Origin of the sequence: Streptomyces sp. NBC_01296 (assembly GCF_035984415.1) — a bacterium.
Classification (GTDB): Bacteria; Actinomycetota; Actinomycetes; order Streptomycetales; family Streptomycetaceae; genus Streptomyces.
Genome location: NZ_CP130720.1, coordinates 793,572 through 812,643, shown reverse-complemented (window position 1 = coordinate 812,643; position 19,072 = coordinate 793,572). Strand labels below are relative to the sequence as shown.

The 19,072-nt window shown below is 74.5% G+C and carries 19 protein-coding genes; 3 read left to right on the top strand and 16 right to left on the bottom strand.

The window, feature by feature from the left end; all coding sequences use genetic code 11:
* Positions 1–107: 107 nt before the first annotated feature.
* Positions 108–1,136: a cation diffusion facilitator family transporter gene (locus OG299_RS04015; RefSeq protein WP_442817483.1), complete on the bottom strand. Its 1,029-nt coding sequence runs from the start codon at positions 1,134–1,136 to the stop codon at positions 108–110.
* A gap of 70 nt (positions 1,137–1,206) precedes the next feature.
* Between OG299_RS04015 and OG299_RS04010 the strand changes: the two genes are divergently transcribed.
* Both OG299_RS04010 and OG299_RS04005 read left to right on the top strand, forming a co-directional pair.
* Positions 1,207–1,563: an ArsR/SmtB family transcription factor gene (locus tag OG299_RS04010; protein ID WP_327360494.1), complete on the top strand. Its 357-nt coding sequence runs from the start codon at positions 1,207–1,209 to the stop codon at positions 1,561–1,563.
* 10 nt (positions 1,564–1,573) lie between these two features.
* The gene (locus OG299_RS04005) at positions 1,574–2,230 is read left to right on the top strand and encodes a hypothetical protein (RefSeq protein ID WP_327360493.1); all 657 of its coding nucleotides are present in this window, start codon (positions 1,574–1,576) and stop codon (positions 2,228–2,230) included.
* A 44-nt stretch (positions 2,231–2,274) separates the two neighbouring features.
* On the opposite strand, the gene OG299_RS04000 is transcribed toward OG299_RS04005, so the two are convergent.
* From OG299_RS04000 to OG299_RS03955, 10 genes are all read right to left on the bottom strand, one after another.
* Positions 2,275–2,529, bottom strand: coding sequence for a hypothetical protein (locus OG299_RS04000; protein WP_327360492.1), 255 nt, complete (start codon positions 2,527–2,529; stop codon positions 2,275–2,277).
* Positions 2,526–4,448 (bottom strand): peroxidase family protein, encoded by a 1,923-nt coding sequence (locus tag OG299_RS03995; protein ID WP_327360491.1) that lies wholly within the window; start codon positions 4,446–4,448, stop codon positions 2,526–2,528. The genes OG299_RS04000 and OG299_RS03995 overlap by 4 nt, the downstream gene beginning before the upstream one ends.
* Before the next feature lie 59 nt (positions 4,449–4,507).
* Positions 4,508–5,863, bottom strand: a complete 1,356-nt coding sequence (locus OG299_RS03990; RefSeq protein WP_327360490.1) for an alpha/beta hydrolase — start codon at positions 5,861–5,863, stop codon at positions 4,508–4,510.
* Positions 5,864–6,033: 170 nt separating this feature from the next.
* Positions 6,034–7,449: a cytochrome P450 gene (locus tag OG299_RS03985; protein WP_327360489.1), complete on the bottom strand. Its 1,416-nt coding sequence runs from the start codon at positions 7,447–7,449 to the stop codon at positions 6,034–6,036.
* Entirely contained in the window at positions 7,446–8,852 is a 1,407-nt protein-coding gene (locus OG299_RS03980) for an FAD-binding oxidoreductase (protein ID WP_327360488.1), read from the bottom strand. Before OG299_RS03980 ends, OG299_RS03985 begins: the two co-directional genes overlap by 4 nt.
* 37 nt (positions 8,853–8,889) lie before the next feature.
* A complete protein-coding gene (gene mdlC, locus OG299_RS03975; RefSeq protein ID WP_327360487.1) occupies positions 8,890–10,497 on the bottom strand; it encodes a benzoylformate decarboxylase in 1,608 nt (535 codons plus the stop codon).
* Positions 10,498–10,791: 294 nt separating this feature from the next.
* Positions 10,792–11,178, bottom strand: coding sequence for a VOC family protein (locus OG299_RS03970; RefSeq protein WP_266638136.1), 387 nt, complete (start codon positions 11,176–11,178; stop codon positions 10,792–10,794).
* 51 nt (positions 11,179–11,229) lie between these two features.
* A complete protein-coding gene (locus tag OG299_RS03965; RefSeq protein ID WP_327360486.1) occupies positions 11,230–11,628 on the bottom strand; it encodes a WD40 repeat domain-containing protein in 399 nt (132 codons plus the stop codon).
* Positions 11,628–12,518, bottom strand: a complete 891-nt coding sequence (locus OG299_RS03960; protein ID WP_327364447.1) for an nSTAND1 domain-containing NTPase — start codon at positions 12,516–12,518, stop codon at positions 11,628–11,630. The genes OG299_RS03965 and OG299_RS03960 overlap by 1 nt, the downstream gene beginning before the upstream one ends.
* A 649-nt stretch (positions 12,519–13,167) precedes the next feature.
* Positions 13,168–13,641, bottom strand: coding sequence for a MarR family winged helix-turn-helix transcriptional regulator (locus tag OG299_RS03955; protein WP_266638142.1), 474 nt, complete (start codon positions 13,639–13,641; stop codon positions 13,168–13,170).
* Between the two features lie 123 nt (positions 13,642–13,764).
* Here OG299_RS03955 and OG299_RS03950 point away from each other — a divergent pair, with 123 nt between their 5' ends.
* On the top strand, positions 13,765–14,175 hold the full coding sequence (locus OG299_RS03950) for an organic hydroperoxide resistance protein (protein WP_266638144.1): 411 nt from the start codon (positions 13,765–13,767) through the stop codon (positions 14,173–14,175).
* A gap of 145 nt (positions 14,176–14,320) precedes the next feature.
* Here OG299_RS03950 and OG299_RS03945 read toward each other — a convergent pair whose 3' ends face one another.
* From OG299_RS03945 to OG299_RS03925, 5 genes are all read right to left on the bottom strand, one after another.
* Complete coding sequence (locus OG299_RS03945; RefSeq protein ID WP_327360485.1) at positions 14,321–15,376, bottom strand: M4 family metallopeptidase; 1,056 nt, start codon at positions 15,374–15,376, stop codon at positions 14,321–14,323.
* A gap of 104 nt (positions 15,377–15,480) precedes the next feature.
* A complete protein-coding gene (locus OG299_RS03940) occupies positions 15,481–16,206 on the bottom strand; it encodes an alpha/beta fold hydrolase (RefSeq protein ID WP_327360484.1) in 726 nt (241 codons plus the stop codon).
* Complete coding sequence (locus tag OG299_RS03935; RefSeq protein ID WP_327360483.1) at positions 16,203–17,012, bottom strand: DUF1295 domain-containing protein; 810 nt, start codon at positions 17,010–17,012, stop codon at positions 16,203–16,205. Before OG299_RS03935 ends, OG299_RS03940 begins: the two co-directional genes overlap by 4 nt.
* Positions 17,009–18,286 (bottom strand): class I SAM-dependent methyltransferase, encoded by a 1,278-nt coding sequence (locus OG299_RS03930; protein ID WP_442817482.1) that lies wholly within the window; start codon positions 18,284–18,286, stop codon positions 17,009–17,011. The genes OG299_RS03935 and OG299_RS03930 overlap by 4 nt, the downstream gene beginning before the upstream one ends.
* On the bottom strand, positions 18,283–19,071 hold the full coding sequence (locus OG299_RS03925) for a DUF1365 domain-containing protein (protein ID WP_442817481.1): 789 nt from the start codon (positions 19,069–19,071) through the stop codon (positions 18,283–18,285). The genes OG299_RS03930 and OG299_RS03925 overlap by 4 nt, the downstream gene beginning before the upstream one ends.
* Position 19,072: the final 1 nt, after the last annotated feature.

The window sequence follows — 19,072 nt, the reverse complement described above, 5'->3', positions numbered from 1 at the left end:
CTCCTGAGGTAGCGGGGGTCGGGGGACGGTGACGTCCATGACGGCCACGCTAGCCTCGGCCGCCGGGCCCGCGCTTCTCGAATCCTGACCGGTCCGGTGGCCCGTTCTCAGCGGCCGCCGTGGTGGGCGAGGGCCGCGTGCGGGTCGCCGTGGTCGGCGGTGTGGTCGATGTGCACGGTGGCGGCGGTCAGCCGGGGGACGGCGTGGATGAGTGCGTGCTCGGCCTCGACGGCCAGGGCGTGTGCCTGCACCACCGTGAGGTGCGGATCGACGACGATGTCGGCCTCGGCGCGCAGCGCGTGCCCGATCCACCGCATGCGGATCTGCCCGGTGCCCCGTACTCCGCTCACGCCGAGCAGCGCGTCGTGCGCGGCGTCGACCAGGGCCGGATCGACCGAGTCCATCAGGCGCCGGCAGACCTCGCGCGCGGCATCCCGCACCACCACGAGGATGGCCGCGGTGATCAGCAGGCCGACGATCGGGTCGGCGCTCTGCCAGCCGATCGCCGCGCCGCCCGCGCCGAGCAGGACGGCGAGGGAGGTGAACCCGTCGGTACGGGCGTGCAGCCCGTCGGCGACGAGCGCTGCGGAACCGATCCGGCGGCCGGTGCGGATCCGCAGCCGGGCCACCCACTCGTTGCCGAGGAAACCGACCACCGCGGCGCCCGCGACGGCCCACAGCCCGGTGATCTCGCGGGGGTGCAGGAGCCGGTCCACGGACTGGTAGGCGGCCAGGGCGCACGAGGCGGCGATGGTGAGGACGACGACGATGCCGGCCAGGTCCTCGGCGCGCCCGTAGCCGTAGGTGTAGCGGCGGTTCGCCGCGCGCCGGCCGAGGACGAAGGCGATGCCGAGGGGTACGGCGGTCAGCGCGTCGGCGGCGTTGTGGACGGTGTCGCCGAGCAGGGCCACCGACCCGGACACGGCGACGACGCAGGCCTGGACGGCCGTGGTCAGGCCCAGGACGCCCAGGGACAGCCACAGCGTGCGCATGCCCTGGCGGGAGGTCTCCATCGCCGGGTCGACCTTGTCGGACGCCGCGTGGCCGTGCGGGGTGAACGCGTGCGCGAGAGGGGAGAGCCGGCGGCGCAGCCGCGCCCGGAACGACCCGTGGTGGTGCTCGTGGTGGTGGCTCACAGCGCGCTCGCTTTCGACGAGGACGGCAGGGAAGGGTGGACGCAAGCACCCACCCGCCTATTGTGTGCGTATGAGCGCACGCATGCACCTATCACCTGCGCAGGGTTCGCACCCGCAAGAACCGGGCCCGCCGGCCTTCGAGGCCGCGGCCGGGATCCTGGGCCTGCTGGCCGACCGCACCCGCCTCGCCCTCCTGCACGCCCTGGCCTCGGACGAAGCCGATGTCGGCACCCTGGCCGCGGCAGTGGGAGCGGCCCGGCCGGCCGTCAGCCAGCACCTGGCCCGGCTGCGGATGTCGGGGCTGGTGACCACCCGCAAGGAGGGCCGCCGCGTGGTCTACGCCCTGACCGACGACCACCTGCGACGCCTCGTCGCCGAGGCGCTCGCCGCAGCCGGGCCCGATCGCCCCGGTCACGGCACGGTGTGAGACCGGGTGGGTGTCCGGAGGAAGCCGGGTCCTGGCTGGTGCGGCCACCGTCGCGGGCGGCAGCCCGGCCACGGATGCCGAGCCGACGGAGGCGGCCGTGGCCTCGGACGGCCCTTCCGGCGATTTCGCGCGCCTGGTGCCCATCGGCGGCGGCCGCCGCATCCATCTGGAGTGCCGGGGAACCGGATCCCCGACCGTCGTGCTCGTGTCCGGTGCGCGCGGAGCCGCGGACGAGTGGGCCTCCACCATGGACCCCGCCCACCCCGCTGCCGGGTTGAAACCCAGTCCTTCGGCGGTGCTTGCGACGGTCGCCTCCTTCACACGGGTGTGTGCCTACGACCGCCCCGGGACCACTCGGCTCGACGGGAAGCCGAGCCCCTCGACCCCGGTGCCCCAGCCCACCACGGCGGAGATCCGCAGCGCCGCGCCCCCGATGCCGCACCCCCTGCCCGCCGCCGTGCTGACCGCCGACAAGCCCTGGAACCTGAAGGTCGGCGACAGCGGATCGACCTGGCCGGCCTGGCTCGCCGCCCAGGACGACCTCGCCCGCGAACTCCACGCCCGGCACATCACCGACACCCGCAGCGGACACGGCATCGCGGTCGAGCAGCCCCGGCTGGTCGCGGACGCCGTGCACGAGGTGGTGGACGAGGCGCGCAAGCAGTGAGGCGCCCGTGGGCCCGGTTCGCGGGCGGAGCCGGGCCCCGGCCGTCAGCGGGTGCGGGCGGCCGCGTCCAGTTGCTCCGCGGACCGGGCCAGGCCGGCCGCCGCCGTCGCGCAGCGGTCGGCCAGGGCTTCGATCCGCCACCGGAAGGCCTCGGCCTGCGGACCCTTCCAGTCCAGCGCGACGGCCCCAGCCCGCAGCCGTTCCGCGTGCCGGAGCAGCGCCGCGGCGTGGGTCCGCAGCCCCTCGGCGGGCTCGTACCGCTGCTGCTGCTCCGTGCGCGGCGCGGGAAGGGCGGTCACAGGGCCCTCCAGGGGGCGAAGGCGTTGGTCACGCCGTCGAGGGCCGGGGCCAGCTCGGGGTGGTGGCGCAGGAGGACGGACACCATCCCGGCCCGGTCCACCCACTCCAGCCCCTCCGCCGTGTAGACCTCGGCCCGGTAGTCGGTGGTGAAGAAGCGGTCGCTCTTGAGCCGCCTGCTCGCCATCAGGATGAAGATCCGGAACAGGGAGTCGCTGAAGCCGAAGCCGGCCGGCCGCGGCTCCGCGAGATTGCCGACCAGCGTGTCCACCCGGTCCAGGCGCCCCTCGTACAGCTCCTTCAGCAGCGGCGTGTCGCCCGGGTGCCCGCCCGTCAGCTCCTCGAAGGAGGTGACCGGCCGCTTGCGCAGCATCTGCCGGTACGCGTTGTAGCGGGGGATCCCGCGCTCGCGGTCGCGCAGGATGTCGACCGTGCCCAGGTCGATGTGCTCGCCGGTGAGCCGGGCCAGATTGCGCAGCGCGTCCGGGTGGTTGTGCAGCACGAGGGCGCCGGGGTGGGCCGTGCCGAAGCTGTAGAAGAGGTCGCTCATGCCGTACGCGTCGACCGCCGTACGGGTGGTCGCACCCTGCATGTCCTCGAAGCCGATGGTCGCGCGCACGGCGCCCGCGCGGTGATCGCGCACGGCCAGCTCGTCGGGGATCAGCGGGTGCAGCCGGTACGCGGAGACGAACTCCTCCGTCATCGAGAACGGCGCCGCGTGGTGCTCGGTCGGGGAGCCGAGGATGCCGCTGAGCATCTCGCCCTTGCCGAGCCGCCCGTACGTCCGGCTCACCCAGCGCGGCAGCACCCCGTACCAGTTGGCGTCCATCGCGTGCCGCAGCACCGGCGTGTCGAGGATGCCCGGCGTCCACTCCACCGTGTGGATCTTCGCCATGAGCGCGGTGTTGACCAGCCGCGCGGTGTGGAAGAGCCGCTCGTCGTCCCAGGTCGGGTAGTGGGCGCGCAGGTAGTCGCAGATCGCGTTGTGCTCCTTGGCGAACAGCGTGTGCAGCAGCGACAGGCCCGTCCAGTAGTCGCTGTTCATGCCCGTCCAGTCCAGGCAGGACTTCCCGGGCCGCGGATCGGCGGGCAGCCGGCCGTCCTCGACGATCAGCCGCCCGTGCTCGCCCGTGCGCAGCGCCCGGCAGCGGGCCTCGTCGGAGCCGTAGAGCTGCGAGCCGTCCCACCAGTGCGTGACGGTGTTCTCGTACGTGGGCGGCACGTCGGCGGCGGTGTGCGCGACCGGGTCGGGGCGGGTGCGGTTCACGCGCATCGGGCAGCTGCCGCCGTGCTCGGCCCAGTCGTCGTCCTCGGCGAGCGGGACGGTGAACGGCTCCGCCTCCTCGTTGTCCCCGTGGTTGGCCCAGCCGTGGTTCTCGAACTGGATCCAGGCGGCGGCGAGGAGGTTGAGCGTGGGCGCGGGCACGAACCCCTTGCGGGCCAGCAGCTGCCGGCTGATCTCGCGCGGGCTCGGCGACATCAGCTCCTCGTCGGAGTCCGGGAAGACCAGGTGCAGCGGGGCGTTGCGGTCGAGCCGGGTGCCGACCCGGCCCATGTCCTCGTCGTACGGGTCGTAGCCCGAGCCGTCGTACGAGCGGTAGGGCGCGAGCGCCGCGGTCGGACGCCGGCGGCGCTCCCCGCCCGCGTCGTGCGTGTCGTACAGGTTCTTGCGGCGCAGGTCGTCGCGGAGCACCCGGAGGTTCAGCAGCCCCAGGGGGAGCGGCAGTTCGTGCCATTCGCGGGTGCGGTTGACACGGGCGAAGGCGGCCGAGCCGAGGCGTTCGAGGAGCCCGGGCGGGCCGTAGGCGGGGGCCTGACCGGGGCGGGCGGCCTGCGCGGGGACCCCCGCGTCGGCGGCCGGGCCCGCCGGGGTCCCCTCGCGCGGGGCCGCGGTCTGCTCGGTGGAGGTGGAGTCGGTCATCGTGTTCCTCAGCGGTCGGCGCAACAGGGGCAACGGGTGGGAGGGCAGCGGCGGCGCGGTCAGCGGTCGTAGAGCCGGAAGAAGCGGGTGGCGGTCACCCGGCCCCGGAACGGTGCGAGGTCCGCGTCCACGAGCGCGCTCGCCTCGGGAACCTCGTACTCGAGGTTGTGCGCGTACCGCTCGGCGGCATGGCACAGCGGGAAGGCGTGCGTGTCGTCGGTCCAGGTGAACTCGGTGAACTGCGCCCCAAGCGCGTACGGGGAGACCGAGGAGCGCCCCTCCAGGCTGGGCACCACGTCGTGCTCGTTGACCAGCGAGTACACCCGGGTCCGGGGATCCGCCGGGCGCTTGCCGTCGATGGGGGAGCCGACCGCGACGACGTGCGTGACCTGGTGGACCGCGCAGAAGTCCCGGTCGGCGGCCAGGTTCATGGCGGTGATCCCGCCCAGGCTGTGGCCCACCAGCGCCAGTTCGCAGCCCGAGGGGATCAGCTGGCGCAGCGCCTTGGCGACGGCCCTCGAGTACGGGGTGGCCGGCCTCGCGACCGCGTGCACCGCGCCCAGCAGGTCCTGGGGGCTCTCGTCGCTGACGCCGGACATGCCGGCGAGCTGGACGACGTACCGCTGCACGCCGTCGGGTCCCACGACCTGCTGGACCAGCAGCGTTCCGTCGGTGCCCACGGCGTCGATGTTGCGGACGTACCCGGCGATGGTGCCGGTGGTGTCGAGGCCCCCGGCGAGCGCCGGTGAGGGGACGAAGGGTTCGGCCCGGCCGGGGCCGCGGTCGAGGAAGGCCCAGACCCGGGCGCTGACGCCGAGGATCGGCTCGGCGCCGGTCAGGGTGCGGCCGGTGGCGACCTCCCAGCCCGCCGCGTCGTTGAGGGGGTTCTCGTCGGTGAGGGCGTTCCAGGCGAGGATGTCGGCGAACGAGGGGGCCAGCAGGGCGAAGGTGCGCTCGGCGCCCTTGTTCCCGAGGATGGAGCGGAAGACGCGGATCGCCTCCCGCTGGCGGTCGCCCTCGACGGCTCGCAGCACGCGCGCGGTGTCGGGGTCGGCGAGCAGCTCGGGGTGGGTCACGGCGGCGGCCCGGATCCGGGCCTTGAGCCCCGTCACGGCCAGGCTCACCGCGAGGCTCTCGCGGCTGGTGAACACCCCGGCGAGCCGGCCGATCCCGGCGAGCCCGCGGCCGCGCGGGGCCCAGCCCAGCCCCTTGGGGTCGGTGATCGTCCGCAGCAGGGTGCGCCAGGCGGCGCCGCCTCGGGCGGTTCGCGGCAGCCGCGTGCCGAGGGCGAGTTCGGACGCGTACCGGGAGGCGTCGCCCACTCCTTCGGCGGCCTCCGCGAGCAGGCGGCACATGTGGTGCAGGGAGTCGACGTCCGGTCCCTGCCCGGTGACGGCGGTCATGGCATCGGTCATGCAGGTGCCCTCCGGGGCATGGTGGGGGAGGCGTGGGGGGTGGGCGAGGCGCGGGGCACGGGTGAGGTGCGGGCGGGGTGCGGGGACGTGCGGGGAGGTGCGGGGACGTGCGGTGCGGGGCCCGACGGCGGCCCGGCCCCGCGCCGCCGCACGTGCGCGGCGCCGGCTGCTCAGCGCTGCGTGAGGGTGAGCCGGATGCCGGCCGAGGAGAGGATGCCGGGCAGCGGAAGGCACGGGTCCACCGTGGGCCGGCCGCCGGTGACCCGGTGGCCCCGCAGCACCGCCGCGGCCAGCTCGGCCGCCGTCAGCACGCCCAGGTGCTCGCCGGGGCAGCGCCCGCCGCCGTGGCTGAAGGGCGCCATCCGGATGTCCTGCGCCGCCCCGGGCCGCAGCCACCGGCCGGGCACGAACTGGTGGGCGGCCGGGACGTGTTCGGGATCCCGCTGGTGGAACAGGGCGGGCACGAGCACCGCCGTCCCCGCCGGATAGTGGACCCCGCGCCACTCGGTCTCGGCGCGGGTGACCCGTACGAGGTCCGGCACGATCGGGAACAGCCGCAGGGTCTCCTGTACGCAGGCCCGCAGTCGGGGCAGTTCCGCACCCCCGCCGTCCACCTCGGCCCGCAGCGCCTCCTGCTCGGCCGGATACGCGGCGAGCAGCAGCAGGGTGCGGGCGACGATCGGGGCGACCGTGTCGAGGGCGAGCAGCCAGTGGTGGGCCTGCCCCACCGCGTCCAGCGCGGCCGCGTCCGGTCCGGCGGCGGCCGGGTGGCTGCGGGCGAGCGCGGCCAGGGTGTACGGCTCCGCCCGGGCGGCGTACTCCTCGACGCGGGCGGCGGCCTTGCGGTACAGCGCCTCGGCGGCCACGGCCCGACCCTTGCGCATCCGCATCCAGTTGGCCTCCTCGCGGATCGCGAGCAGCCACCGGGCGAGCTCCTCGTCGCCCGCGGCCGCGTCGCCGAGGACCATCCGGCGCCCGATCCGGGCCACCGTACGGCGCAGCAGCGGGAAGTCGAGCTCGGAGCCCTGGACCAGGGCGGGCGCCTCCTCGGCGATCAGGGCCTGGAACTCCGTGCACGAGGGGTGCACGGGCCGGTCGGCCGCGAGCACGTCGTCGTTGACGCGCCGGCGCTCCTCGCGGGTGTCGCCGTGGGAGCAGATGACGCCCGTGGGCTCCAGCAGCGACAGGCCCTTGTACTTGTCGGGCGCGTCCATGGCGAGGGTGCGCACCGGCAGTTCGTAGAACCGCTGCACGTCGGCGTGGTCCAGCAGGACCAGCAGCGTCCCCGACAGGCCGCGCACCTCCACGGGCGCCCCGCCGTGCCGGGCCCGCATGGCCCGCAGGGTCGCGGCCGACCAGCCCTGCTGGCCGAGGGCCGCGTACGCCGCCACGACCCGGGGCCGCAGGTGGAAGGCCCCGCGGACGAACGCGGGCAGCGTGTGGGTGGCGGCGAAGCGGACGGTCTCGGCGCGCCCGGCCCGGGCGGGCCGCGGTACGGCGAGGGCCGGGGCGGGGGCCCCGGCGGTGGTCCCGGTCCCGGTTTCGGCGTCGGTTTCGGCGGGGGTGCCGGCTGCGGCCTCGGTCATGCCTCCACGACCTTGCCGGGGTTGAGCAGGTTCTTCGGGTCGAAGAGGCGCTTGAGTCCGCGCTGCAGCTCCAGGCTGACCGGGTCGAGTTCGCGGGTCAGCCACTCGCGCTTGAGGGTGCCGATGCCGTGCTCGCCGGTGCTGGTGCCGCCGAGGGCGAGGCCCGCCGACATGATGTCGTCGTAGGCGGTCTGTGCGCGGCGGAACTCGTCCGGGTCCGATTCGTCGAAGACGACGGTCGGGTGCAGGTTGCCGTCCCCCGCGTGGCCGAGGGTGAAGATCCGCAGCCGGTTCCGTACGGCGATCTCCTCGATGGTGCCCATGAACTTGGCCAGTTCGGAGCGGGGCACGGCCACGTCCTCGATGAAGGCGGTCGGCCGCCCGCCCAGGGTCGCGGCGAACGCCCCCAGGGCCGGGGTGACCAGCCGCCGGGCCTCGATGACGTGCCGGGACTCCTCCGCGCTGGCGGCGGTGACCACGTTCCGGGACCCGGCCTCCTTGCACAGGAGGGCCATCTCCGCGAGGTCGCGGCCGGGGTCGGCGGTGTCGCTCTCGATGATCAGCGTGGCGGCGGCGCCCGGGGCCAGCATCGGGTGCCCGTGGTCGGCGACGGCCTGGGAGGTGGCCCGGTCGAGGAGTTCGAGGGCCGACGGGACGTGGCCGGCCTTGGTGATCGCGGCGACGGCGTCCCCGGCCGCCGTGAGGGTCGGGAACTGGGCGAGCAGGGCCAGCGCGGGCGGCCGTACGGGACGCAGCGCGAGCGTGGCGCCGACGATGACGGCCAGCGTGCCCTCGGAGCCGACGAGCAGACGGGTCAGGTCGTAACCGGCGACCCCCTTGGCGGTGTCCCGCCCGGTCCGCATCCGGCGGCCGTCGGCGAGGACGAGGTCCAGGCCGCGGACGTAGTCGGCGGTGACCCCGTACTTGACGCAGCAGATCCCGCCGGCGCCGGTGGCGATGTTCCCGCCGATGGTGCAGTGCTCCCAGGAGGCCGGGTCGGGCGGGTACGAGAGCCCATGCTCGGCGGCGGCGTCGTTCAGGCGCTTGGTGACCACGCCGGGCTCGCAGCGCACGAGCCGGTTGGCGGGGTCGATCTCGAGGATGCGGTCCATCCGGGCGGTGCTCAGCACGACGCAGCCGTCGATCGCGTTCGCGGCGCCCGCGAGACCGGTGCGGGCGCCCTGCGGGACGACGGGGACGCCGAGCTCGTACGCGGTGCGCATGATGTGCCGGACCTGCTCGGCGGTGCGCGGGAGGGCGACGACGGCCGGGGTGCCGGCCTCGGAGAACGGCGCCGCGTCGCGGGCGTGCGCGGCGAGGGTCTCGGGGTCGGTGTGCAGGACGTCGGCGTGGTCGGTGAGGAGGGTGCGCAGGCGGGACAGGAGGGGGGTGTCGGGGGACATGTGGGGCCTTCTGGTGGTGGGGGGCTGGAGCCGGGGCTCAGAGGGAGGGGAGCTCGGTGGTCACGGGCACGTCGATGAGCACCGGTCCGTCCTGCTGGGACGCGGAGTCCCGTACGAGCTTGGTGAGTTCACCCGCGCCGTGGGCCCGGTGGGTGCGCACCCCGTAGCCGTCGGCGACGGCCGTGATGTCGAGACCGGGGATGTCGAGGCCGGGCGCGCCCTGGGCGTGCTCGAGCTGCGCGAACCACTGGAGGATCGCGTACTTGGCGTTGCTGAGGACGACGAAGGTGACGGGGATCTTGTACGTGGCCGCGGTCCACAGCGCCTGCACGGCGTAGTGGATGGAGCCGTCGCCGATGACGCAGACCACGGGCCGCCCGGGTGCGCCGAGCTGGGCGCCGACGGCCGCGGCGGCCCCGAAGCCGAGTCCGCCGCCCGCGGAGAACAGGTAGGAGCCCGGGGTGCTGATCCGGGTGGCCGCGTGGAACTGCGGGACGTTGGAGGGCGATTCGTTGACCCAGAGGGTGTTCTCCGGGGCGCCCTGCGCGATGGCCGTCATGGCGGCGAGCGGGGTGAGGACGCCGTCGGCCGCCTCGGGGAACCGCACCTGCTCGTGCGGCGCGGGCGCGGTCCCGCCGCCGGCCGGGAGCCGGTCCGCGAGCGCCCGTACGGTCAGCGCCAGGTCCGCGACGACCGCATCCCCGACGGGGGCCTTGGCGGCCTCCTCGGCGTCCCGGGTGAGGAGGACGAGCTCGGTGCCCTCGGGCAGGTGGGACCCGGGGATGTAGGGGTAGTAGCGGAACACGGGCGCACCGACCACGACGACCAGGTCGTGCCCGGCGAGCTGGTGGCCGAGCGGGCCGATCGCCGGGGTCAGTTCCCCGCGGAACTGCGGATGGCTGCGGGGGAAGGAGACGCGGGCCGAGACGGGCGCCGCCCAGACGGGCAGCCCGGTGCGCTCGGCGAGCGCGAGGACCGCGTCCCAGGCGCCGGAGGCGTCGACGTCGTCGCCGACGACGAGGACCGCGGAGCGGGCGCGGGAGATCCGCTCGGCGAGCGCCGCGACGGCGGCCGCACCGGGCGCGGCGGCGTGCGTGATCCGGCGGGCCGCGGCCGCCTGGCCGGCCCGGTCCTCCTCCGCAGTGAGCTCCGCGTCGAAGTCGTCCATGGGCAGGGAGAGGAACACCGGTCCGTGGGGCGGGGTTTCGGCCACCTGCACGGCGCGGGCGAGCGCGGCCGGGACGTCCGCGGGGCGCGGGGGCTCGTACGCCCACTTGACGGCGGGCTGGGGGAGCAGCGTGGCCTGCGGATTGGAGAGCAGGGCCTCCATGGTGAGCATGGCGCGCACCTGCTGCCCGGCGGTGACGACCATCGGGGTGCGGTTCGCACGGGCATTGAGGATGGCGCCCATCGCGTTGCCGGTGCCGGGGCCGGTGTGCAGGTTGACGAGGGAGGTGGTTCGGGAGGCGAGGGCGAAACCGTCGGCCATGCCGACGACGACGGCCTCCTGGAGGCCCAGCACGTACCGGAAGTCGTCGGGGAACCGCTTGAGCATCGGCAGTTCGGTCGAACCGGGGTTGCCGAAGACCGTGGTGATACCACGTGCTCGTAGAACGTCCAGGACTGATTCTCGAACCGTGCGCATTCGGTGTCCTTCCGCGCAGCCGGGGGCACTGTCGGTGATCAATCCAGCACACTGAGTTGATCTTTACAAAAGGCCTCCACGGTCCATCCGCGTCTGCTACGTGCCCACGACGGATCCGCCCCGGTAACGGCCCCGCGCCCGGGCGCGGTTGACGCCGCGTCCATGGGCCGGGCCGGATGTCCCCCCGATGGGTGGAGGGCACATTCACTCCACCGGCGGGGGCGCGCCGGATTCGTCCGTCACGCCCCCTGCCCCGCGGAAGCCGGCGCACGCCGGTCCAGCCGTACGGAGCGATCAGGGGCGAAACCGCAGGGGGTGGTCCGCCGGGACCTCCACCACCGCGATGCGGACGCCGTCCGGGTCGGCGATCCACATCTCGATCAGGCCCCAGGGTTCCCGCCGGGGCGGCCGCAGCACCTCGGCCCCCCGCATCCGCAGCTCCTCGTACGCCGCCTGCACGTCGGCGACTTGCAGCCACAGCCGGAGCCCGGGCGGCGACGGGGTCTCGGCGCGGCCGGAGACCTCGAGGAAGCCGCCGCCGAGGAAGTAGACCGTGCCGCGGTCCGGCCCGGTGCCGAACTCCCGGTGGACGGCGAGCCCCAGAGTGCCGCCGTAGAAGGCGCGCGAGCGCTCCGGGTCCGTGGGGGTCAGCAGGACCCTGCTGCCCAGTACATGCACCATGCCGACGAACCTACGGCTTCCGCGCAGGATGTGCCTTGGCGGTGGCGCCCGTCAGCCACGGCCCGGGGCGTACGGGGTGCCCGGTACGTGGAGCTGCCACAGCTCCCGGTCGTGCGGCCCGGCGGTGGCCGCGCAGAGCCGGGGCAGCAGCCGCGCCGGGTCGGTCTCCCAGAGCCGGACGGTATCGTCCCAGCCGGCCGTGACGAGGGTGCGGCCGTCCGGGCTGAAGGCGAGGCTGCCCACCTGGTTCTGGTGGCCGGTGAGCCGGCCGGCCGGGGTGATGCCCCGGGTCGGGTCGGCCGTGTTCCACAGCCGGACGACCCCGTCGGCGCTCCCGGTGGCCAGCAGCCGTCCGTCGGGGCTGAAGGCGAGGCTCATCAGCACCCCCCGGTCGCTGACCTGGGCGCCGGAGAGGGACTGCGGCCGGGCGGGGTCGCTGACGTCCCACATCAGGACGTTGCGGTCGATGGTGTCGTTGATGCGCTCGCACTCTGCCGCGCGGCGAGGACGGCGGCGCCCGAGGCCAGGACGGCCGGCGCCGTGAGCACGGCCACGAGCGTCCGGCGCCGCCGCGTCGCGCGCCCGGCCTGGCGCTGCGACGCGGCCAGGAACTCCCGTGCGGTACCGGGCGGGGGAGCCGCTGTCACGGCCTTCCGGGCGTCGGCCAGCCGGTTGCCGCGGTAGAGCAGGTTCGCAACCCGGCTCCGGGTCCACAGGTCGGCGTCCTGCGCGAGGCGCTGGCGCAGCAGGTTCCCGGCCCGGTCGTCGTCGACCCAGGACCGGAGCCTGGGCCAGGCGCTGATCAGCGTCTCGTGGGTGATGACGACGGAATCGCGATACGGGGTGAGCAGGCGGGCCCGGGTGAAGGCGTGCAGGACCGCGGCCACCGCGTCGCGGTCGATGCCGTGGGTGCCGCGGGCGGCGGACAGGAGGCTCTCGGGGTTCCGCGGGGCGCGGGTGTCCGCCGTACGGTCGCCCACGTTCACCAGCTGGACGAAGACCCGGGGCGCGGCCCGGCGCGCCGCCTCGTCGAGGCCTTCGTACACGCGGTCGGCGGTGGTGGCGACGGCCTTGCGGATGCCGCCGGTGCGCCGGTACCCCTCGACGGTGAGGGTGTGGCCGCGGCGGACCTGCCAGGTCGCCTGGAGCGCGTGCGCGAGCAGCGGCAGCCGGCCGGCCTCGGCGGCGTTCGCTCCGGCGCCGGTCTCGGCCGTGGTTCGCCCTGGGTCGGCCGCCCCGCCGGGGTCACCCGGGCCGCCCGGGTCCCCCAGGTCGCGCAACAGCAGCTCGACCAGGCCCGGTTCGACGACCAGGTCCTCGTCACGGGCCGGCAGCAGGATCGCGGCCCGCAGGGGTACGGACAGCGGGCCTCGGCGTCACGGGCGTCGCGGGTGCGCAGTGTGCGGACGCCGTCCTCGATGTACACGTGCAGATCGCGGCCCGCGAGGTACGCACGGGCGTTGCCGCTCACCTCGGCGTGCAGGGACGGGCGTTCGGGATCCTGCGGACCGGCGGCGGGTTCGCTCATCTTCGTGGATGGTGATGTCCCGGCCGGCGAGGTAGGCCCTGCCCTGGCCGGAGACACGAGCGGTCAAAAATGCGGCGGCTCCGCCGCCGTCCGGCGGGGCGGCCGGGGCGGGTCCGAGCTCGTCGATCAAGTCCCGCACGGGCTGGGCCAGTTCCGGATGCCGGCGCAGCAGCTCGCGGAACCGCTCCTGCCAAAACCGGGTTCTCGAGGCCGCCAGTTGGGTGTCGAGTTCCGCTTCATGCGGTGCCCGGCCCGTACGGACCCGTCTCCACAGGGCGATCACGCCGTCCCGCGCCTGTCCCCAGGCGTCCGTCGCCATCGCCCCCAGCAAGGACGCGGCCGCAGACATCACGATCTCTTCCACGGTGAACCACTCCCCTCGCGGACGAGGGCAGGAGCCCCCGCGCCCCCCGGGAAGCGGTTCGCCCGCTTGCGCGCCGACCGATGGCGCCGCGCGCCCGTCAGACCTCCGGGACGGCGGCGTCGAGCGCGGCGGTGAGGCGGTGCAGGCGGGTCTGGAGGTCGCGGATCTCGGCGAGCTCGAAGCCCGTGGCGGCCGCGATCCGGCGCGGTACCTCCGCCGCGCGTGTGCGCAGCGCCGTACCTGCCTCGGTGGGGCCGACGTGTACGGACCGCTCGTCCTCGGTGCTGCGCTCGCGGTGGACCAGCCCTGCGGCCTCGAGGCGCTTGAGCAGGGGGGACAGCGTCCCCGAGTCGAGCCTCAGGTGGCTGCCGAGCTCCTTGACGGGCGTCGTGCCGTGCTCCCAGAGCACCAGCATCACCAGGTACTGGGGGTAGGTCAGGCCGAGGTCCTTGAGGACGACCCGGTAGAGGCCGTTGAAGGCCCTGCTCGCCGCGTTCAGCGCGAAGCAGATCTGGCCGTCCAGGCGGAGGAAGTCCTCGTCGCGGAGGGTTTCGGTGGGCTGCTCGCTCATGGAGGCAAGTGTACCCGGGCAAAGCTTGCGGGTCATTTAGTTGTGCACAACTTAATTGTGTGCTCTAGTAGTGGACGGCAGCCGATCACCGGCTGACACGGTCACCCCGCGAGAGGAACCCCGATGGACGCGCTGTACACCGCTGTCGCCACCGCCAACGGCCGCGAAGGCCGCACGGTCAGCTCCGACGGCCAGATCGACCTCGCGCTCGCCATGCCCCCGGCGCTCGGCGGCAACGGCCAGGGCACCAACCCCGAGCAGCTCTTCGCGGCGGGCTACGCGGCCTGCTTCGCCAGCGCTCTCGGCCTGGTCGGCCGGCAGGCCAAGGTCGACACCGGTGAGGTGTCGGTCACCGCGGAGGCCTCGATCGGCAAGGACGACACGGGCTTCGGCCTGGCCGTCACCCTGCGTGTCGAGCTCCCGGAGGCCCTCGCCGGCGAGACGGGCGCCCTGCTGGTCAAGCAGGCCCACGAGGTCTGCCCCTACTCCAAGGCCACCCGCGGCAACATCCCGGTCGAGCTGGTGATCGAGTAGTCCCGCTCGGGGGCCCTCCCGTGAGGGCCCCCGGCCCGTCTCCACTGCGAGACGGGGGCCCACCCGGCCGGGCGCGTGACGGGGCGCACCGGACCCCGGTACGGCCGCCGGCTCCGGGCCGGAGCCCGGAGCAGGCGGACGGGTGCTACTCGATTCCCGGTATCTGCCGGGCCTTGAAAGCCGCGCGGACCGCGTCCGCGGCGCCCTTGCCGTACATCCGCTGCGCCGTCGCGATCGTCGTCAGCGCCGCGTCCTGGAAGCTCGTGTCGGCGCGGAAGCCGAACTGCGCGTTCACGATGATCCGGTCGGCCGTCCGGGCGCCCAGCGCCCCGCGGATGTCGAAGAGCGCGCGCGACCAGATCTCACCGTCCGCGTGGACCTCGCCGACCCGGTCGGCGTACACCTTGTTCCCGTCCACCCTGCGCAGGCAGTGCGGGGCGGTGCTGTAGGAGCTCGAGTCCCAGTCGGCAACACAGCCCAGGTCCGTTTTGCGCGGCCATCCGTACGCGGCGTCCGCGTGGTCACCGACCTCGACCGCGAGGTAGTCGCCGAACGCCTCGCCGATCGCACCGGCCTCCGGCGACGTACCGAAGCCGGGAACCTGCGCGTTGTGCACCGCGTGGCCGTACTCGTGGACGATCACTTCGGCGTCCTCGGCGTCGTCCACCCCGCCCTTGCCGAAGCGGATCTCGGCCTTCTTGTCGGTGAAGAAGGAGTTGTCGGCTCCGTACTGGTTGATGCGGACCGGCTGCGCGCGGTCGTTGGCGCCCGGCAGCTCGCTTCCGAAGCCCAGGCCCTGCAGGTACTCCTGCGCCTCGTTGACCCAGAAGTACGCCATGACCTGCTCGAACTGGTCGTCGGTACGACCGTACGCACCCACGTCCGCGAGCTTCGCGGAGGCGCCGGTCTCCGACCGGACGTACGCCCACTTCCCCGACAGCGAGCCGCTGCCGTCCAGATTCCGCAGCGCGGCGAGCGCGTAGGCGGAAGCGGGCACGGCCCCGGCGGAGTCCTTGCCGTCGACGAGGGTCTGATCGCCCGACGACTGGACCGGGTTGACCATGAAGAGACGGGCCTGCGGCAGCACGGCGGAGGCCGTTCCGGCCGCCGAGGGCAGCGCCGAGACCGGGCCGGCCAGGGCGAAAAGCGCTGCGGTGGTGGTGGCCGCGGCGATCAGGCCGCGGGATGTGCGGCGAGCCATAGACATCCTCCCGTAGTGGGGTGGGGGCGAGGTGCGGCCGTGATCCTTGCGCATCCGCAGCCCCGTTGACCAGGGCCTGGACCGATTTCGCGACCACCCGCCGGTCACTGCCGCCGCATACCGGACGAGTCGCCCGTGCCGACGGTCAGCCGGGACCCGGCCTGCCCGGGAACTCGGTCGGTGAACAGCTCCTCGGGCAGGGAGGTCAGGCCGAGCAGGCCCAGCGTGGTGTCGGTGGCGATCCGGTGCCAGGTACGCGCCTGGCGGAGCATCGCGTGCCGCCCGTGCGGCATGACGATGCCTCCGGCCCGGGCGCCCCGCGCACGGGCCCGCCGTACGTAGTCCCACGACGCCTGCGCATCGGTGACGCGGTCCGCCTCGTCGTGCAGGAGCACCACGGCCGTCTCCCCGAGATGCACCACCGGTTCCCCTCGCGGGCACCACGGCGCGAGCCCGACCACGCCGCGGACCAGCGGGTCGGCGGCCGCCCGCAACGCGGCCCGCCCTCCCATGGAATGCCCGACGAGCACCACGGGCAGCGCTCCGGCCACGGAGCGCAGTTCGCGCAGGGCCTGCCAGACGTCGTGGACCGGATCCGCGCGGTGGCCGTTCCAGCCCCGGTGCACGTAGCGGACCTCCGCCACCACCACGTCCTGCGCCGGCCCGGAGTCCGCCATGGCCCGCGCGAACGGAAGCATCCGCAGCCCCGGCAGGTTCGGCCGCGGCGGCGCCTCGAGCCCGTCCGGACGGCCACCGTGCAGCAGGAGCACCGCGGCGGTCGGGTTCCGCGGCACCCGGCGCAGCGCCAGCGCGCCCGTCGGCTGCTTCATGCGTGGCCCCGCCGGGGCGGCAGCGGGAGGAACCCGCTGGTACGGGCGGCGTAGCCGGCGTAGCCGGGACGGTCTGCCATGTGGGCCTCCAACAGGCGCTTGCCGCTCCCCACGATCAGCAGCAGTGTCATGACCACCGGCGACACCAGGCACAGCAGGGCGGCCTGCCACGTGCCGCAGGCCATCAGGTAGAGCCCCCACCAGACCAGGAAGTCGCCGAAGTAGTTGGGGTGGCGGGTCCACGCCCACAGCCCCCGGTCCATGACCGTACCGCGGTGCGCGGGATCGGCCTTGAACCGGGCGAGCTGGAAGTCCCCGACGGCCTCGAAGACCAGACCCACCGCCCAGAGCCCGCCGCCGAGCACGGCGAGGGCGCCGATGGGGGAGCCGGCGTACGAGGCGCTCTGCACGGGCAGCGAGACCAGCCAGACCAGGCCCGCCTGGAGCAGGTACACCTTGAGCAGGGCGCGCAGATGCGGGTTGCCCCGCCCCCGGGCGAGGAGCTTCGCATAGCGGGGGTCCTCGCCGTGACCGCGGCCGCGCCAGGCGATGTGCGCGGCCAGCCGCACCCCCCACACGAGGGTGGCGGCGGCGACCAGCAGCCGCCGTCCGCCGTCCCCGTACCCGGACGACAGGGCGTACGAGACCGTCGCGACCGCGGCGAAGGCGAGGCCCCAGGCGATGTCCACCGTCCGGTGCAGGCGGCGGGCCGTCCCGACCGCGAAGGCCAGCAGCAGCACGGCGACGGCCGTGGCGGCGGCAGCGGCCAGGTTGGTCCCGAAGGCTTCCCCGGAGGCCGGGTTCACGGCCGTGCTCCCAGTGAGACGTCCCCCGTCAGGAGCAGTTGCCGGACGTCGAGGTAGCGGGCCCGGAACCCGGCCTCGCAATAGGCGAGGTAGAACTCCCACATGCGCCGGAACGTCGCGTCGAAGCCGAGCGCCGCGACGGCGCCGGCCTGCTCCGTGAAGCGTTCCCGCCACAGGCACAGGGTCTGCGCGTAGTGGTCGCCGTACCCCTGGTCGGAGACGATCTGCAGCCCCGCACCGGCCGAGTGCGCCTCGATGGCCTCGCGGGAGGGGACGAGGCCGCCGGGGAAGACGTACTTGCTGATCCAGGTGTGCGTACGGGAGGTGTGCAGCATCTGCTCGTGGCCCATCGTGATGGCCTGCAGTGCGATCCGCCCGCCGGGCGCCAGGGCATCGCGCAGGGCGGCGAAGTACGCCGGCCAGAAATCCCTGCCGACCGCCTCGATCATCTCCACGCTCACCACCGCGTCGTACCGGCCCTCGAGATCGCGGTAGTCCCGCAGCTCGACGTCCACCCGGTCGGCCAGCCCCGCGGCGGCGATACGGCGGCGCGCGAGGTGCTGCTGCTCGGCGGAGAGTGTCACGGTCGTCACCCGCGCCCCGCGGGCGGCCGCGCGCAGGGCCAGTTCGCCCCAGCCGGTGCCGATCTCCAGCAGGTGCTTGCCCGGGCCGACGCAGGCGAGGTCCAGCAGCCGGTCGATCTTCCGGTGCTGCGCGGCCGGGAGGCTCTCGCGGCGTGCGGGGAACGCCGTGAACACGGCGGAGGAGTACGACAGGGTCTCGTCGAGGAACAGCGCGAACAGCTCGTTCGACAGGTCGTAGTGGCGGTGGACGTTCTGCCGGGCCCCGGTCCGGGAGTTCAGCTGGGCCTCGGGCCTGCGCTGCACCCATGCCCCGCGCAGCCGGCGCAGCGGGGCGGGAACCAGGTCGTCCACGTGCGCGGTGAGGACGGTCAGCAGGCCGGTCAGGTCGTCGCTGTCCCATTCGCCCGCCATGTAGGACTCGCCGAACCCGATCAGCCCGTGGGCCCCGATCCGGCGGAAGAACGCGGCCGGGTCGTGGACCGTCAGCGACGGCCCGCTGCCCTGGGGCGGTTCGGTGCCGAACCGGCAGCGCAGGGGCAGCGCCGTCACGGCGCGGCGCACCAGCCGGCGGGCGACGGCAGCGTGCCCGAAGTGCGCCGCCGGCGGGCGTGCCACGTCCGGCCACGCCTGTGCGTCGATGGAGCACCGCTCCAGGGATCGGTCGGCGGGGCGGGGGAGGGAAAGGGTCACGGGGCGATGCCTTCCTCGGGTGCGCGGTCGGGCCGGGGCTGGACGGGCAGCCCGCGGAGCAGCAGGTGGATGCCGTGGCGGCGGATCCCGGCCCAGACGGCGGCGGTGGACCACGGCCGCCGGGCGGCGGCGCGCAGCAGGCCGAGGGGGGTGGCGGGGCGGTGCCGGCCGCGCAGGGTCGCGGTGAACGGCCGCTGCCCGGCGCGCTCGAGCCGGACGGTGACCTCCAGCTGCTCCCGGGGCTCCGGCAGCCGCATGCGGTAGCGGCCGTCGACGGGGAAGAACGGGGAGACGTACAGCTCCTTCGCCGCCTCGGCCCGGCCGGCTCCGTCGGTCCGCAGCAGGTGGCAGTGGCGCTGCCCGTACGTGTTGTGGATCTCGGCCACCACGCAGACCAGGGCGCCGGAGCGGTCGTGGCACCAGTACAGGGTCAGCGGGTTGAAGACGTACCCCAGGACCCGGGCGTGGGCCAGCATCAGGACCCGCCCGCCGTCGAGGTGCACGCCCCGGGAGGCCAGGTACGCGTCGAGGCCGGCCCGGACGGTCGGTGCGTCGGCGTCGAAGTGGTCGCGGGCGTCGAAGCGGGCCAGGGGGCGCAACGGCCACGGGAGCCGGGGGAGGGCGTCCAGGTCCACGAGCCACATGTACGTGCGGTGCCGGAAGGCATGCCGCACCGGGGCCGTCCGCGCATGCGAGACGACGCAGTCGTACAGGGCCGGTACGGCCACGGCGGGCTGGGCCGGACCGGTTCCCGGGGCCACCGCCGGGGCCACCGCAGGGGTCACC

Bases quoted from the DNA above. Each gene is read 5' to 3' on its own strand.
- OG299_RS04010 (WP_327360494.1), top strand. From the start codon at position 1,207: ATGAGCGCACGCATGCACCTATCACCTGCGCAGGGTTCGCACCCGCAA.
- OG299_RS03995 (WP_327360491.1), bottom strand. From the start codon at position 4,448: ATGACCGACTCCACCTCCACCGAGCAGACCGCGGCCCCGCGCGAGGGG.
- OG299_RS03990 (WP_327360490.1), bottom strand. From the start codon at position 5,863: ATGACCGATGCCATGACCGCCGTCACCGGGCAGGGACCGGACGTCGAC.
- OG299_RS03985 (WP_327360489.1), bottom strand. From the start codon at position 7,449: ATGACCGAGGCCGCAGCCGGCACCCCCGCCGAAACCGACGCCGAAACC.
- OG299_RS03980 (WP_327360488.1), bottom strand. From the start codon at position 8,852: ATGTCCCCCGACACCCCCCTCCTGTCCCGCCTGCGCACCCTCCTCACC.
- mdlC (WP_327360487.1), bottom strand. From the start codon at position 10,497: ATGCGCACGGTTCGAGAATCAGTCCTGGACGTTCTACGAGCACGTGGT.
- OG299_RS03970 (WP_266638136.1), bottom strand. From the start codon at position 11,178: ATGGTGCATGTACTGGGCAGCAGGGTCCTGCTGACCCCCACGGACCCG.
- OG299_RS03965 (WP_327360486.1), bottom strand. From the start codon at position 11,628: ATGTGGGACGTCAGCGACCCCGCCCGGCCGCAGTCCCTCTCCGGCGCC.
- OG299_RS03955 (WP_266638142.1), bottom strand. From the start codon at position 13,641: ATGAGCGAGCAGCCCACCGAAACCCTCCGCGACGAGGACTTCCTCCGC.
- OG299_RS03950 (WP_266638144.1), top strand. From the start codon at position 13,765: ATGGACGCGCTGTACACCGCTGTCGCCACCGCCAACGGCCGCGAAGGC.
- OG299_RS03945 (WP_327360485.1), bottom strand. From the start codon at position 15,376: ATGGCTCGCCGCACATCCCGCGGCCTGATCGCCGCGGCCACCACCACC.
- OG299_RS03940 (WP_327360484.1), bottom strand. From the start codon at position 16,206: ATGAAGCAGCCGACGGGCGCGCTGGCGCTGCGCCGGGTGCCGCGGAAC.